The sequence below is a fragment of the uncultured Thiothrix sp. genome (genome assembly GCF_937876535.1).
Lineage (GTDB): Bacteria > Pseudomonadota > Gammaproteobacteria > Thiotrichales > Thiotrichaceae > Thiolinea.
Genome location: NZ_CALFHZ010000009.1, coordinates 104,218 through 119,640, shown reverse-complemented (window position 1 = coordinate 119,640; position 15,423 = coordinate 104,218). Strand labels below are relative to the sequence as shown.

The following is a 15,423-nucleotide window of genomic DNA, read 5'->3' as shown; positions in this document are numbered from 1 at the left end:
GAAGCGGCACGAAAATTTTTTAAGAGAATAGAATGCCTAAAGTCTTTGATAATCTTTATCCGCAACTGACCAGCTTTGAAAATTTATATCAGGCGTGGCGTAAGGCAGCAAAAGGCAAACGCAAACACCCCTCGGTCGCTAGTTTTGAAATGAACCTACCTGATGAATTAATTCGCTTACAACGCGATTTAGAACAACAAACATGGCAGCCCAGCCCCTACTATTCTTTTCATATTCGTGACCCTAAAAAACGTTTGGTCTCCGCAGCAATTTTTCGTGATCGAGTCGTGCATCATGCCCTTTACAATGTCACAGAAACATTGTTTGAAAATACCTTTATTGCCGACTCCTATGCTAATCGTAAAGGAAAAGGTACTCATGTTGCATTGGATAAAGCACAAGCTTACATGCGTCACTATCCCTATGTGTTGCAATGCGATTTACGCCAGTTTTTCCCCAGTATTGACCATGCTATTTTGGAAAGCTTACTCAACCGTAAAATTATCGACGAAAAACTACGTTGGTTAATGCGTCAGATTATTAAAAGTGGTGCAGAAATACATCAGGACGAATACCAGATGGTGTATTTTCCACAGGATGATTTATTAGCAGCAAGTCGCCCACGCGGTTTACCCATTGGTAATCTGACCAGCCAATACTGGGCTAATGTTTATCTCAACGAGCTTGACCAATTTGTGAAGCGCACATTGCATTGCGGTGCTTATGTCCGCTATGTCGATGATTTTCTTCTGTTCGCTGATAATAAACACCAACTGTGGCAATGGAAAACGGCCATCCGCGAATATCTCTATGGCTTACGTTTAAGCCTACATGAAAAGTCTAGCACTGTTTATCCGGTGAACAGCGGTCTGCCTTTTCTTGGTTTCCGCCTTTATCCAGATCATCGTTTATTAAAACGAAAAAATGGAGTTAATTTTCAACGTCGTCTACAACGTAATTACCGCGCTTATGCTCGGGGCGAATTAAGCTATACTGATTTAAACCTGCGCGTCCAAGCTTGGATAGCTCACGTGTCTAAGGCAGATACTTGGGGACTGCGCCAAAGTTTGTTTAACACACCTATTCCTTTGCCCGTTGTAGCATGAAAGAATCACCTTTATTTGCCAAAACTTATGATTTTATTCAATGGTTGATTCCCCACACCTTAAAATTCCCGCGTGAACAACGTTTTGTAGTAGCTGAACGTCTGCAAAATACGGTGTTAGATTTTATGGAGTCTATTTACCAAGCCACCGATAAGACACAACAAACAGCAGCCTTAAAACAAGCCGATTTAAAACTCAAGCATCTGCGATTTTACTTACGCTTAAGCCATGATCTAAAACTACTGGATACCCGTCGTTTTGAATATGCCAGTCATGCGGTGGAAGAGATCGGCCGATTGCTAGGAGCATGGGTAAAACTAACCAGATAGCTCATAAAAACCATGCAAATTAGCGCCCTCTTGCAGCTCTTAGACCAATCCGCTCTAATGCCGCTATGACTACTATACCCATTCTCGAAGTGCGCGCTTTGCGCAAACATTACCCCAAAGTCAAAGCCGTCGATGGCGTAGATTTTACTGTCCCGACGGGCATTTGCTTCGGTTTGCTGGGGCCAAATGGTGCTGGCAAAACCACCACCATTGAAATGATGGAAGGGATTATCCGCCCTAGCTCTGGTGAAATTCTATATAAAGGCGAGCCAATGGGGCCGCGCTTTAAAAATGAAGTTGGCATCCAGTTTCAATCCACCGCGTTGCAAGACTTTCTCACCGTGCGTGAGAATCTGAAATTCTTCAGCAATCTCTATCCGAAAAATATGTCAGTGGATGAGCTGATTCAGATTTGCTCGCTCGAATCCTATCTGGATCGGGATGCACGCAAACTCTCTGGCGGACAGCGCCAACGTATGCTCTTAGCCATCGCCTTGGTGAATGATCCGGAAATCGTGTTTTTAGATGAACCCACCACTGGCCTTGATCCACAAGCACGCTTGAATTTTTGGGAGCTGATTAATCGGATTAAAGCACGCAACAAAACGGTACTTCTGACCACACATTATATGGAAGAGGCTTATAACCTCTGCGATCATATTGCCATCATGGATCACGGCAAAATTATTGCGCAGGGTTCACCCGATCACTTACTCAGTGAGCATTTCAAAGATGTGATCATTGAATTGCCAGAACAAGACTTCCCGCAAGCTGCAGAAACCATCCCACATCGGCGCTTAGCTAAAGTCAATCCAAGTATTGAAATCAGCACCCAAGATGTAAATAAGACAATCGGTGAATTGCTGCAAGCGGGTGCTTCACTCACCGGCTTACAAGTAAGGCAGCGCACTTTGGAAGATTTATTCTTGGAATTAACGGGCAAGGAGTTGCGGCCATGAATCTGCGTCGAATTGGGGCAGTGATTTATGCCCGTAGCCTTGAATTTGTCCGCGACCGCTCTGCCTTATCGTGGAGTTTTGTGATGCCCATTGTCATGGTGGTGGGCTTAGCTTTTATTTTTTCAGGGGATGGTCAGCCTTTATTTAAAGTCGGCGTGATCACTGACCAGCCACCCACTGAAACTAAATCAGAGCCAAATCCGAATCGGAATTTGCACCCGTTTCTAAATACCCAACATATTGATTTCTATACGGTGCCTACTGAGGAGCAAGCGGCTGCCATTAAGAAAGTCGGGCGGCATCAAGTCGATATGTTGCTGGATTTACGCCCCAATCAAATGCATTACTGGGTGAATACTGAATCGCCGAAAGGCTATTTTCTGGAGCTGCTACTTAAAGGCAGCGAGGGCACTAAACTCACTCAAGAAATCGTCAAGGGTGAACAAATCCGCTATGTGGATTGGGTCATTCCCGGCATTCTGGGCATGAATATGATGTTTAGTTGCTTGTGGGGGGTGGGCTATGTGATTGTGCGCTATCGCAAAAATGGCTATTTGAAACGCCTGAATGCTACGCCTTTGACTGCGACTGAATTCCTGCTTGGGCAAATCGTCTCCCGTATGGTGTTAGTCGTGGGCGTCAGCACTTTGGTCTTTACTCTAACAAATCTCTTCATGCACTTCGTGATGGAAGGCAGTTATTTAGATTTGCTAGTTGTATTGGTAATTGGCACATTTACTTTAATCACGATGGGTCTACTGGTTGCTAGTCGAGTGCGGAGTGAAGAATTATCCGATGGCTTATTGAATCTACTCACTTGGCCGATGATGCTGCTCTCCGGTGTGTGGTTTTCGATGGAGGGTACAAATCCAATCATGCAATGGTTGAGTCAACTCTCCCCACTCACCCATACCTTAACGGCTGCCCGTGCGATTATGTTAGATGGAGCAACACTCTGGCAGGTTGCACCCCATCTACTAGTTTTGATTGTGATGTCGGTAGTATTTTTAGCAATAGGCGCTTTTGGTTTCCGTTGGACTACCGATTGAGGGGGTGAGTATGCAAAACGAGTCTAAGCTGTATCAAGGTGGCTGCTTATGCGGCAAAATCCGTTATGAGGCAACACAGTTTGAAACTAACATGGCGCATTGCCATTGCTCGATGTGCCGCAAATTTCATGGGGCAGCCTTTGCTAGTTTCGGCTCGGTAAAACAAGAAAACTTCCGCTGGGTGCAAGGTGAAGCTGAATTAGCTGCCTACCAAGCGCCCAATGGAACAGTACGCCGTTTTTGTAAGCATTGTGGGTCCAGCCTAACTTTCGCATCCTCTGTAGATGCAGTTGCAATCATTGAAATCACCTTAGGCAGCCTAGATTCTGACTTAGAACGCTTACCCGATGCGCATATCTATGTGGGATCCAAAGCTGATTGGGACGTGATTAGCGATGGGCTGCCTCAATACGAGGAAGGTCGCGCTAGTCGTCTTTTAACTCTCCCCTAATCAGCTTAACTCTATTATTCATCAAACTGTCATGTGCCCCCGCTAAAAGCTATATTTAATCTAATAGTTAAAGTAGAAAATCAATTATAAGAGGAGCAGATCGATGAATAATAATGAAAAAATGCCTGCTAATCCTGTACCCCCAGCCATACAGAATAATCCTGAATGGTGTCAATTGTATGGAGCTTTGCTGGCTTTTGAAGTCTCTAGCTATGAGGCCGTACCACTCAGTTTCAAACATCGCTTAATGCGTGAGCATGGTTGGACTGAAACTTATATGGAGCGTGTTTGGTTCGAATACAAGCGCTTCCTATTTATGCTTGCCACCACGGAAAGCTTTATTTGCCCTGCAGAAGATGTGGATCAAATTTGGCATACCCATTTGATTTATACCCGCTCCTACTGGAATGATCTTTGCCAAAATCTCATTGGCAAGCCTTTGCACCATGTGCCGTCCCGAGGTGGGAAAACTGAAACTAGTGATTTTTATCGCTGCTATGCCACTACTTTAGAGTGCTATCAGACATTATTTGCTGAAGCCCCACCGCCAGATATTTGGGTAAAACCAGACCAGCGTTTGCAAGATACACCCTATTTTCGTTTGATCAATACGCGTACTCATTGGGTTATATCCAAGCCTAGTTGGTTAAAACCAAAATGGCTAGCAGCCATCAGTTTAGGAATGCTTGGTTTAGCCAGTCAAACTCCCAATGTTTATGCTAATAATGATAAGAATACCGGTTCCTATTGGCCGCTCTATCTAATCCTTGGTGCCTTTCTGATCATCCTCATAAAACGTAGAGCTAGCAAGTGTCCTGAATGCAAAAAATGGGGTGCTTTAAAAAAGACTGGCGAACAATCTAATGACACACCACCTACCTATGAACACTTCTGTAAGTTCTGTGGTCATACTGTCTGGCTCACACAGGACAGTGGTGGTGGCTGTAGTGGTGGGGGTTCAGGAGGATCAGGGGGAGGTTGTGGGGGGTCGGGAGGGTAATAACTTTATGGATCAACACTGACTCAAAAGCGTGAAAACCTTTAGTTGAGATACGATTGAACTTTCAGAGACAACTAGACTCTAAACCCAAAATGATAAGAATAATATTGTCTACTGCTGAATCCAGCAAAACCACCAAAAACAAAAAAGCCCTGAATCAATTTAGATTCAAGGCTTTGAATTTGGTGCCGAAGAGAAGACTCGAACTTCCACGAGTTGCCCCACTAATACCTGAAACTAGCGCGTCTACCAATTCCGCCACTTCGGCAAAGAGAGTGATGTCTCAAGTGCGGGGCAGGATACCGAGCCTATGTTTTTTTGTCAAACAAAAACTCGGTCAATTTGCTATCCTAGACGCCTAAAAACCACAAACATTAAAACAAGGAATTCTGTTGAAACTAAAAGATCCGTATCTCGAACGCGAGGCTGAAAAATACGATAACCCCATCCCCAGCCGCGAAGTCATTTTACAATTATTAACTGAAAGCACCCACCCTTTAGATTTTCCGAGCTTAGCCGCTGCTTTAGGCTTATCCGCAGAAATCGATATTGATGCCCTGCGTAAACGCTTGCGTGCGATGGAGCGTGACGGGCAAATTTTATTTAATCGCCGCCGTCAATATGTGCCGGTTGCACGCGCTGATTTAATCTCTGGCCGGGTCATGGGACATCCCGATGGCTTTGGCTTTTTAATCCCTGATGATGGCTCACCTGACCTTTTCCTACACGCTAAGCAAATGGACAGTGTGATGCACGGTGATCGGGTGCTTGCTAGTGTGCGCGGCTTAGACCCCAAAGGTCGGCGCGAAGGTGCAGTAGTTGAAGTCTTAGAACGCGCCACTGAGCAAGTGGTTGGGCGTTTACTGGTTGAAAGTGGCATTGCTTTTGTCGTGCCCGATAACAAACGCCTAACTCAAGAAATTTTGATTCCACCCGATCAATTGCATGAAGCTAAACCGGGGCAAATTGTTGTCGCAGCCATCATTGAACACCCAACCAAACGCTCGCGCCCGATTGGTAAAATCGTTGAAGTCTTAGGTGATCATATGGCGCCGGGGATGGAAATTGATATTGCTATTCGTAGCCATGAATTACCATTTGAATGGCCACCCGCCGTTACTGAAGAAGCCGACCGTTTTGGCTATGAAGTCCCTGAACGTGCCAAACAAGGCCGTGAAGATTTGCGCGACTTGCCACTGGTAACAATTGATGGTGCGGATGCTAAAGACTTTGACGATGCAGTTTTCTGTAGTCGTGAAGCTGATCACTGGCGCTTATTGGTGGCGATTGCCGATGTTTCACATTATGTGAAGCCCGGCACAGCTTTAGATAAAGAAGCAACTTTGCGCGGTACATCGGTTTATTTCCCCGGTAAAGTCATTCCAATGCTGCCCGAAATTTTATCTAATGGCTTATGCTCGCTCAATCCTCAAGTGGATCGCCTGTGTATGCTCTGCGAGATTCGTTTAGATGATGAAGGCAATGTGCTGGACTATCAGTTCAAACAAGCCGTGATGAACTCCGCAGCGCGTCTGACTTATGATCAAGTCGCAGCGATGGTGGTGGATCATGATGCTGCAATGCGCAAGCAATATGCGGACTTAGTACCGCATTTGGATAATCTCTATGCCTTGTATCACACCCTAAGTCATGCTCGTATGGAACGGGGCACAATTGATTTTGAGACCACTGAAACCAAAATTATTTTTGGGGAAGATCGTAAAATTGATGCGATTGAACCGAGTGTGCGCAATGATGCCCACAAGATTATTGAAGAGTGCATGATTCTGGCAAACGTCTGCGCTGCACGCTTCCTGAAAGAACATGAAATTCCCGCTTTGCATCGGGTGCATGCTCCCCCTACGAATGAAAAACTAGAAGATTTGCGTGCTTTCTTAGCCGGTGTCGGTTTGTCGTTAGGCGGTGGGCTGGAGCCAGAACCGGCTGATTATGCACGGGTCTTACAGCAAGTGCAGGGTCGCGCAGACTTCCATTTGATTCAAACGGTGCTATTGCGCTCACAATCGCAAGCTCAATACAGCCCAGATGCAGAAACCGGACATTTTGGTTTAGCGCATGAGGATTATGCTCATTTCACCTCACCGATTCGCCGCTATCCTGACTTATTAGTACATCGGGCAATTCGACATATTTTAACCGGTGGCACAGCTACGAATTTCAGCTATAGCTTAGCGGATATGCAAGCCTTAGGTGAACACTGCTCCATGGCAGAACGCCGCGCGGATGATGCCAGTCGCGATGTGACCGCTTGGCTGAAATGTGAGTATATGCAAGAGCATGTAGGCGATGTCTTCGACGGTATCGTGAGTGCCGTGACTAACTTTGGCTTATTCGTGGAGCTTTCCGATATTTATGTTGAGGGTTTAGTGCATGTGACTGCACTCACCAATGACTATTATCGCTATGATCCGGTACGTCACCGCCTAACCGGCGAAAGCTCAGGCCGTACTTTCCGTTTAGCCGATAGCATTCGCGTGAAAGTCGCACGGGTCGATTTAGATGAGCGTAAAATCGACTTTATCTTGGCAGATGGCGCAGAGAAAACTGAAAAGCGCAGCAAAGCTAAACTCAGCAAGCCAAGCAAAAGCACGAAATCCAGTAAAAAACCGCTAGCACGTAAGAAGAAATCTTAATGGCTAAGACAATTATTTATGGCATTCACGCCGTGGAAAGCGCATTGCGCAATGACCCTGAAAACATTGGTACGATTTGGCTAGAGAAGAACACCCGTAATGACCGCTTGAAAAAGCTCCAAGCACAAATTGCTGAAGTGGGTGGTTTGAAAACCACCCCTGCCGATATGGAGCAATTGAATAAACTCTCCAGTACAGGACGGCATCAAGGCGTGGTGGCTGAATATTACCAAGCCAAAGATTACACCGAAAATGATCTCTATGACCTTTTAGATGAGCTGGATAATGACCGCATTCAGCCCTTTTTATTAGTGCTGGATGGGGTCACTGACCCGCATAATTTAGGGGCTTGTTTAAGGACTGCGGATGGGGCGGGAGTACATGCGGTGATTGCCCCCAAAGACAATGCCGCCAGCATCAATCCAACCGTGCGTAAAGTCGCTTCGGGTGCGGCGGAGGCTGTGCCGTTTATTGCTGTCACTAATTTGGCACGGACTTTAGATAGTTTAAAAGAGCGCGGGATTTGGTTAACTGGGACGAGTGATAAAGCTAAACAAACTTTGTATCAAGCTGACCTCAAAGGCTCGATGGCTTTGGTCATGGGTGCAGAAGGGACAGGAATTCGTCGTTTGACAGAGGAGCGTTGCGACTTTTTGATTTCGATTCCGATGTGTGGGCAAGTATCGAGTTTGAATGTGTCAGTGGCAACTGGAGTCTGTTTGTATGAGGCTTTGCGCCAGCGGCAGAAATAATTAATTTTAGGGATTAAAGCACGCTGCTTTAATCCTCCAACAAATACTCACCCCGAGCCTCCAACTTTTCCTTCCCCACAATCTTAGCCACCGAACAGCCCGGCCAGACGTATTTGTTAATGTTACGTGAGATAATCACGCCATCTGTACCTGCTAATACAGGAATACGCTCCATCAAAGCACCCTCACCGTCTAAGGCGATTAAATCGGCCAGTACATCACCCTTCTTGACCACATCACCTAACTGAACTTTATAGGCGAGTAAGCCAGCTTGTTGAACACGGGTCATTTCAGTGGCGGCCAAATCAGTACCCGTAGGCGTAACGCTTGGACGCGAGCGAATCAGGTCGCCACCGATTAAACCTTGGCTTTGTAGGAAAGCATACAAGCGTTCAGCATCGTCTTGATTGAGTTCATCAAAGGTATCGAATTGCCCGCGATACTCCAAAGTGGCGGAATGACAGGCCAAGGGAAGCGGTTTATCAGGATAGGCTTTAGCAAGATCAAGCCACAAAGTCGACCAAACTTCATCGAAGGAATAGCCACCACTATCTTCAGCAAATAAAGTCGCAGCAGCGCCCATCCAATCTGAGAGGTCTTGCATCACAGCTGCGGACTGCGGAACGGTGAAAATATGTGGCAGAGCCTCATTATCACAATGCAAGTCGAGTACGAAATCGGCATCAAAGGCAGCCTGCAACACAATATGCCGCTGCTGTTGTAAAGCGGTAATAGGTTGCTGTTTTGCTAGCCAGGCTTTAAGTGCAGAACGCACTATCTGAATATTCTGTTGGGCATTATCAGTCAGTTGTGCAGCTACTTGAGTACCGACTGCTTTAAATAGATCAGGCCAGTTGCGATTAAAATTTACGCCTGAGGCACGATCATAGCGCCCTTGATGTTGTCGAAAACCAATATCCCCCATTCCTAAAGGATTCACCATAGGGAAGACAACAAATTGTGCTGTTAATAAGCCCTGCTCTTCCGCCTGTTTTAATAGCTTTAGTAAATGATGTAGTACCAAAATTCCGGGCTGTTCATCCGCGTGCAAAGCCGCTTGTAAATAGACTTTACGTCCTGCCTGCTCTGAACCTAATTTAAAGCAAACCAACTCAGTTTGCTTGCCGGGCGAATCACCGTAGATCTTATGCGTAATTTTTTCCATCGAAGCTTAACGAATATAATTAGGTTTAATTTTCAAGCTTACGTCTACATTCAAATGTCGAGTTAAGCGCTTATAAATTAAATTGAATACAAAGAAAATTACAATGGAAATGACTAAGAAATATAAGGCTGCTGCTGAAAAATGCAGGAATAAATTGTAATCCTTTTCAAACAGCTCTCCAGCTTTATTCAACAAGTCTTTTTGCTCATTAATCACCGGCATAGTGAAATAAACCAAGGTGGTTGAATGGAACAAAAATACCACTTCATTGGTATACGCAGGCCACGCTAAACGCAGCATATTCGGCCAAACTGCGGTACGGAACTCTTGCCATTTACTCATCCCTACTGCACGCGCCGCTTCGATTTCACCTTTAGGAATAGTACGTAAAGCACCGTAAAAAATTTCTGCGGCATAAGCGCCGGTATTCAAAACCAACACGAAAGGGCCAATAAATAAAGGATGAATCATAAGCCAACTAATCCCTAGAGGTTTCCATACGCCTGGGTTCAGCGCCAAAGTGATTGCATAAAACATGAAGAATTGAATAAATAAGGGTGAACCACGGAAGGCATACACATAGGTACTTGCAGGTATCGAAAGCAGCTTGTTCTTACTATTTTTGCCTAAGGCTAATAAAACTGCTAAAGGGAAGCCAAAGGGTACTGCCAGCAGTAAAAAGTATAAATTAAATAAAGCGGGCTTAAATAAGGTGACTAAGTCGTGCACAAACGGGGCATTTAAAATCGAATCCATTAGTTAGCCCTCGCCATGCCACGCCCGGCGCGTGCTTGTAGATAAGCAAAAAATTTCTCCGAAAACCAAGTGAGCAGGATATAAAAAATAAACAACACCAGATAATACTTCCAGCGCCAATCCGCATGCACTAAACCAGCTAAGGGTGAGTAATTCGGTGCACCTAAACGATCAGCCCAAGCCACAATATCAGTGATTTGTAAGAGGGATAATAAAGAAGTTGCTTTTAATAATAGCAACCAAACATTAGAAAGGCCGGGTAAAGCATAAACCCACATTTGTCGAACTTGAAAGCGCCAAAACACTTCGCGGCTAGGGAAACCAAACGCATGGGCGGCCTCTAATTGACCTTTCGGTACTGCTTTTAATGCACCATAGATCACATTAGCAGCAAAAGCGCCATAAACTATCCCTAAAGAGAAACAGGCCAACACCATATATTCAGTGGTGCTCAAATACCATTGAGCTGATTGGCAAAGTGGCCAGCCCGTCGCGGCAGCAATTTCCTCCGGCTTACAATAGAGCTTAGCCATTAAATACTCTACACCCTGTTCAAACGCTAGTGGGAAAAACAGGAGAAACAAGACATCCGGCACCCCCCGTACCATTGTCGTATAAATGTCGCCAATCCAACGCAAGGGAGCAAATTTAGATAGTTTTGCAGCTGCACCTAATAAGCCAAACACGACGGCTAAGATTGCCCCAAAACAGGCGGCAAGTAGTGTATAACGCACGCTTGCATACCAAGATAAATGTTTGCCATTGGTGATATAGGCTAAACTAGCAATACCGTCAGGGCCTAACCAATCAATAAGCCATTGGGGAAGCATCTCCAACATGAACAATCCCTTTTGTTAGATAACTAACTGTGAAAGCTCTCTAGCTATAGCCAGAGAGCTTTTCTTTTCAACTACGAATAGGTTACTTAGCAGAGAGACGCTTACTTTTTCTCAGTGAAATACTTCTTAGTCAGAGTATCTAAAGTGCCATCTTTTTTGATTTCAGCTAAAGCCGCATTAATTTTTTCATGCAGTTTAGTGTCATCTGGGCGCATACCGATGCCGATTCCACCGCCAATCATTTCTTGTGGGCCTATAATTTCCAATTCACCATTTGAGCCTCCTACAGCAGTACGCACAAACTCACCATCTGCTAACACCACATCGACCGTACCTGCCATGACATCAGCTAAAGATTGGTCAGCTTTCTCATAAGCTTTTAAAGTGTTTTTCGCGCCCCATTTTTCCTTAGCAAAACCATCTTGAATGGTTGAGCCTTGGACACCGATGCTTTTACCTTCCAATTTGGCAAAATCGAGTTGAGTGCCTTTTTTCACTAAATATAAAGAAGGATCAACAGGCTTATATTCATCACTAAAGGTAATGCTCTTTTTGCGCTCATCTGTAATCGACATTCCCGCCATGATTGCGTCATAGTTGCCCGCGAGCAGGTTTGGAATGATCGAATCCCAGCCGTTTTGGATGAACTCGCAAGTCATTTTGGTACGCTTACAGAGTTCATTGCCTAGATCAATTTCAAAGCCGGCTAACTTGCCTTCATCATTCACATAATTGTAGGGAGCATAAGCACCCTCAGTACCAATCCGCAGTTTATCTTCCGCGAATACTTGACCACTGACTAAAGCTGCCCCCAAGGTAATTGCTAATAACCACTTTTTGCTCATGCGATACACTCCAATTGGATATTATTTAATAGAAGTATTGGATAAAAATTGCTTTAAGCGCTCAGACTTAGGCTTACTAAAGACCTCAGAAGGATACCCCTGTTCCTCAATTAGGCCTTGATGTAAAAAAATGACTTTATTCGATACATCACGCGCAAATCCCATCTCATGCGTGACGACTAGCATGGTCATCCCCTCTTCAGCCAGCTTACGCATCACTGCTAGGACTTCACCAACTAATTCAGGGTCTAAAGCTGAAGTGGGTTCATCAAATAGAATCGCATCAGGGCGCATCGCCAAAGCGCGTGCAATGGCTACCCGTTGCTGCTGACCGCCCGATAAAAAGGCAGGGTAGGCATCAGACTTGTGTGCAATGCCGACTTTATTTAGATAATCCATGGCAATTTCGCGTGCTTCGGTTTTATCAACCCCCTGCACACGCACCGGCGCTTCCATCACATTTTCTAAAATGCTTAAGTGTGCCCAAAGATTGAATTGCTGGAACACCATGCCCACACGGCTGCGCAGATGTTGGACTTGTTTTGGATCGGCAGCAGTACGCATACCTTTACGATTGGTATGCAGCCTAATCGCTTCACCGGCCAAATGAATTTTGCCTTGATCCGGCATTTCTAAGAGATTAATACAGCGAAGGAACGTGGACTTACCAGAACCAGAAGAGCCAATCAAAGAAATCACATCGCCTCTATCGGCTTGCAAGGAAATACCATGCAAAACTTCTAAAGAGCCAAAGCGCTTGTGGATATTTTGCACGTCAAGGACTGCTGTCATTGAATTATCTTCCTCTTCTCTTCCCAAGCTATTGATAAGCGGCATTATGATCCCTGCTTGAATCTGAATGCAACAGTTCACGGCCTCCACTTGTAATACACACAATTGTGATTGTTATAACTTGCAAGATTGATGCCCGTCGCCTATGTTGTATTTATCCAACACGAATCCTAGAGAATTTGAGCGATGCATAAATTAAAAAGGCTAACGGCTAGTTTACTTTTAGCGCTATGTTTTCCAGTGGCACAAGCAGCCGAGCTGAGTTATCACTATGGTGATAAAGATTACAGTGGTAAAGACTTGCCAGCCTCCATTCGTATTCAGCTATACGAGCTAGAAACACGGATGAATCAACAACGCCAAGATATTGTTGATCAATATATTTTGGATGCTTGGTTGCGTGACAAAGCCAAAGCGGAAGGTAAAACTCCTGAAGAATATGCCGCCAAAGCCTTAGAAGTTGCTGAGCCAAGCGAAAAGGACTTAAAAAAATACTACGATGAGAATTGGGAAAAAATTCAAAAGCCCTACAAAGAAGTGAAAGAAGAATTATTAGGAGCCGTTTGGGCGGAAAAACAACAAGAAAAGCTCAAAGAAGTCCTCAAGCAGATTACGGCTGAGAACAATTATAAGGTGAATCTGCCACAAGCAGAGGCTCCGGTTTTTGAAATCAATACCACAGGCTATCCTTCAAAAGGTAATGCAAGTGCAAGTGTAACGATTGTGGAATTTGCGGATTTTCAATGCCCACATTGCAAAGAAGCCTCGGAAATAGTTGATAAAGTAGTAAGCAAATATAGCGATAAAGCAAGATTGGTTTATCGACACATGCCTATTAACCCTTCAGGCATCTCACGTAAAGTTGCCGTTGCCTCAGTCTGTGCTGATCAGCAAGGTAAATTCTGGGAATATCATGACTTAGCGTTCAAACAACAAGATTCCTTAACTGATAAATCGCCGTTGAAACTGGCAACTGAGCTAAAGTTAGACGAAGCAAAAATGAAAACTTGCTTGGATGACCCGAAAACGCTAGAAGCAGTGAACGCATCAGAAACCGAAGGACGCAATTTAGGAGTGAATAGCACACCTAGCTTCTTTGTAAATGGCAAGCCATTCCGTCCACAAGTAGATATGGAAAAGGAACTCATTGCCACCCTTGAAAGCGCTTTGGGCAATACCGCTTCAACTAGCCCAGCAACGACTACTAACCCAGCGCCTGATGCGACTAATGCCACGAGCAGCAGTAATGCAACGTCTGCTACCAGCACTGAAACACCACCCACCAAAGGGGCTGGGATCGGTACTTGTAGTAGCAGTACTGCAACTACAGGTAGTGATGCAAACTGCAAACCTGAATAAATAGCTAAAAAGATTAAGGGGTAGCACCAACTACCCCTTTCTTTAATCTACGCCAAACTGGCGACTGAGTAACTTGACTCTAAGTTAAGCAGTCAGTTCAGCCATTGACTCCGCCAAAATATCTAAGCCTTGATTTAACTGTGCATCTGGCACTGTCAAAGGCATCAGAATCCGAATCACATTCCCGTAGATTCCACAGGACAGCAAAATCAAACCTTTTTCCCGTGCTTTAGCCACTAAAGCTGCCGTTAATTCAGGTGAGGGCTTGCCATCCTTCATTAACTCAATTGCAATCATTGCGCCCAAACCGCGCACTTCGGCAATCACTGGATATTGTTTAGCTAAAGCTTGTAAACGTGCTGTGACTTGCTCCCCCAGGGTACGGCAACGTTCTAACAGATTTTCTTCCTTAAAGACTTCTAACACTGCCAAAGCTGCTGCACAGGCAATTGGCCCACCGGCATAAGTGCCGCCTAAACCACCCGGGCCAACGACGTCCATCACTTCGGCTTTACCGACTACCCCCGATAAGGGGAAACCACCGGCAATGGATTTCGCAAAGGTGGTTAAATCGGCAGCCACACCCATTTGTTCCATTGCAAAGAAAGTGCCGGTACGCCCTGCTCCGGTCTGTACTTCATCCGCAATCAATACAATCCCATGCTTATCACAAATTTCACGCAAGCCTTGCATAAACTCTTTCGGCGCGACATAGAAACCACCTTCACCTAAAACGGGTTCGAGCAGAATCGCCGCAATATTTTGTGGCTCAGCATCGAATTTGAAAATGCGCTCAATCGAAGCTAAAGCATCTGCTGTACTCACACCATGCAGTTTATTGGGATACATGGCACGGAACACATCACCGGGCATAATCCCCATCCCAGCGCTATACGGTGCGACTTTGCCGGTTAAAGCTAAAGTTGCCATGGTACGCCCGTGATAGCCACCACCAAAAGCAATTACACCAGTACGTTTGGTGTAAGCACGCGCGATTTTCACCGCATTTTCGAGCGCTTCCGCTCCTGTGGTAAATAAAGCTGATTTTTTAGGAAAATCACCGGGGGCTAATTCATTAACCTTTTCACACAACTCTACATAAGGCTCATAACCCATCACCATAAAACAGGTATGTGAAACCTTATCTAACTGCTCTAAGACGGCGGCTTTTACTTTCGGGTGTAAGTGACCTGTATTCAGTACCGCAATCCCGCCTGCAAAATCAATTAACTCGCGCCCTTCCACATCACGCACCGTAGTATTTTGCGCTTGCTCAATAAAATGAGGGTGTAACAGGCCAACTCCACGGGCTACCGCGGAGGCTTTGCGCTCAATTAAACCAGCATTCGTTTTTTTCATTCTGCTAA

General features: G+C 45.2%; 15 protein-coding genes and 1 tRNA gene. 9 read left to right on the top strand and 7 right to left on the bottom strand.

Annotated elements, in window-relative coordinates:
- The first annotated feature begins 32 nt into the window (after positions 1-32).
- From Q0230_RS06055 to Q0230_RS06030, 6 genes are all read left to right on the top strand, one after another.
- Entirely contained in the window at positions 33-1,106 is a 1,074-nt protein-coding gene (locus tag Q0230_RS06055; protein WP_298608949.1) for a reverse transcriptase domain-containing protein, read from the top strand.
- The gene (gene avd, locus Q0230_RS06050; RefSeq protein WP_298608948.1) at positions 1,103-1,435 is read left to right on the top strand and encodes a diversity-generating retroelement protein Avd; all 333 of its coding nucleotides are present in this window, start codon (positions 1,103-1,105) and stop codon (positions 1,433-1,435) included. The genes Q0230_RS06055 and avd overlap by 4 nt, the downstream gene beginning before the upstream one ends.
- Positions 1,436-1,500: 65 nt before the next feature.
- Positions 1,501-2,394 (top strand): ABC transporter ATP-binding protein, encoded by an 894-nt coding sequence (locus Q0230_RS06045; protein WP_298608947.1) that lies wholly within the window; start codon positions 1,501-1,503, stop codon positions 2,392-2,394.
- Positions 2,391-3,443 (top strand): ABC transporter permease, encoded by a 1,053-nt coding sequence (locus Q0230_RS06040; RefSeq protein ID WP_298608946.1) that lies wholly within the window; start codon positions 2,391-2,393, stop codon positions 3,441-3,443. The genes Q0230_RS06045 and Q0230_RS06040 overlap by 4 nt, the downstream gene beginning before the upstream one ends.
- Before the next feature lie 10 nt (positions 3,444-3,453).
- Entirely contained in the window at positions 3,454-3,894 is a 441-nt protein-coding gene (locus tag Q0230_RS06035) for a GFA family protein (protein ID WP_298608945.1), read from the top strand.
- Between the two features lie 103 nt (positions 3,895-3,997).
- Positions 3,998-4,894, top strand: coding sequence for a glycine-rich domain-containing protein-like (locus Q0230_RS06030; protein WP_298608944.1), 897 nt, complete (start codon positions 3,998-4,000; stop codon positions 4,892-4,894).
- A 183-nt stretch (positions 4,895-5,077) separates the two neighbouring features.
- On the opposite strand, the gene Q0230_RS06025 is transcribed toward Q0230_RS06030, so the two are convergent.
- Positions 5,078-5,162 (bottom strand) — tRNA-Leu (locus Q0230_RS06025).
- A 124-nt stretch (positions 5,163-5,286) separates the two neighbouring features.
- Here Q0230_RS06025 and rnr point away from each other — a divergent pair.
- Both rnr and rlmB read left to right on the top strand, forming a co-directional pair.
- Positions 5,287-7,548 carry a ribonuclease R gene (gene rnr, locus Q0230_RS06020; protein ID WP_298608943.1) on the top strand — a complete coding sequence of 754 codons (2,262 nt, stop codon included), beginning with the start codon at positions 5,287-5,289 and terminating at the stop codon, positions 7,546-7,548.
- Positions 7,548-8,300 carry a 23S rRNA (guanosine(2251)-2'-O)-methyltransferase RlmB gene (rlmB, locus tag Q0230_RS06015; protein WP_298608942.1) on the top strand — a complete coding sequence of 251 codons (753 nt, stop codon included), beginning with the start codon at positions 7,548-7,550 and terminating at the stop codon, positions 8,298-8,300. Before rnr ends, rlmB begins: the two co-directional genes overlap by 1 nt.
- Before the next feature lie 28 nt (positions 8,301-8,328).
- Here the strand turns inward: rlmB and Q0230_RS06010 are convergent, their stop codons facing one another.
- From Q0230_RS06010 to Q0230_RS05990, 5 genes are all read right to left on the bottom strand, one after another.
- The gene (locus tag Q0230_RS06010) at positions 8,329-9,465 is read right to left on the bottom strand and encodes a succinylglutamate desuccinylase/aspartoacylase family protein (RefSeq protein ID WP_298608941.1); all 1,137 of its coding nucleotides are present in this window, start codon (positions 9,463-9,465) and stop codon (positions 8,329-8,331) included.
- Positions 9,466-9,471: 6 nt separating this feature from the next.
- Entirely contained in the window at positions 9,472-10,221 is a 750-nt protein-coding gene (locus tag Q0230_RS06005) for an ABC transporter permease subunit (protein ID WP_298608940.1), read from the bottom strand.
- The gene (locus Q0230_RS06000) at positions 10,221-11,060 is read right to left on the bottom strand and encodes an ABC transporter permease subunit (protein WP_298608939.1); all 840 of its coding nucleotides are present in this window, start codon (positions 11,058-11,060) and stop codon (positions 10,221-10,223) included. The genes Q0230_RS06005 and Q0230_RS06000 overlap by 1 nt, the downstream gene beginning before the upstream one ends.
- 101 nt (positions 11,061-11,161) lie before the next feature.
- Positions 11,162-11,905 (bottom strand): transporter substrate-binding domain-containing protein, encoded by a 744-nt coding sequence (locus Q0230_RS05995; RefSeq protein WP_298608938.1) that lies wholly within the window; start codon positions 11,903-11,905, stop codon positions 11,162-11,164.
- A 21-nt stretch (positions 11,906-11,926) separates the two neighbouring features.
- Positions 11,927-12,697, bottom strand: a complete 771-nt coding sequence (locus tag Q0230_RS05990) for an ABC transporter ATP-binding protein (protein WP_298608937.1) — start codon at positions 12,695-12,697, stop codon at positions 11,927-11,929.
- A gap of 186 nt (positions 12,698-12,883) precedes the next feature.
- Between Q0230_RS05990 and Q0230_RS05985 the strand changes: the two genes are divergently transcribed.
- Complete coding sequence (locus Q0230_RS05985) at positions 12,884-14,056, top strand: thioredoxin domain-containing protein (RefSeq protein ID WP_298608936.1); 1,173 nt, start codon at positions 12,884-12,886, stop codon at positions 14,054-14,056.
- Positions 14,057-14,140: 84 nt separating this feature from the next.
- Here Q0230_RS05985 and gabT read toward each other — a convergent pair whose 3' ends face one another.
- Positions 14,141-15,415: a 4-aminobutyrate--2-oxoglutarate transaminase gene (gabT, locus tag Q0230_RS05980; RefSeq protein WP_298608935.1), complete on the bottom strand. Its 1,275-nt coding sequence runs from the start codon at positions 15,413-15,415 to the stop codon at positions 14,141-14,143.
- Positions 15,416-15,423: the final 8 nt, after the last annotated feature.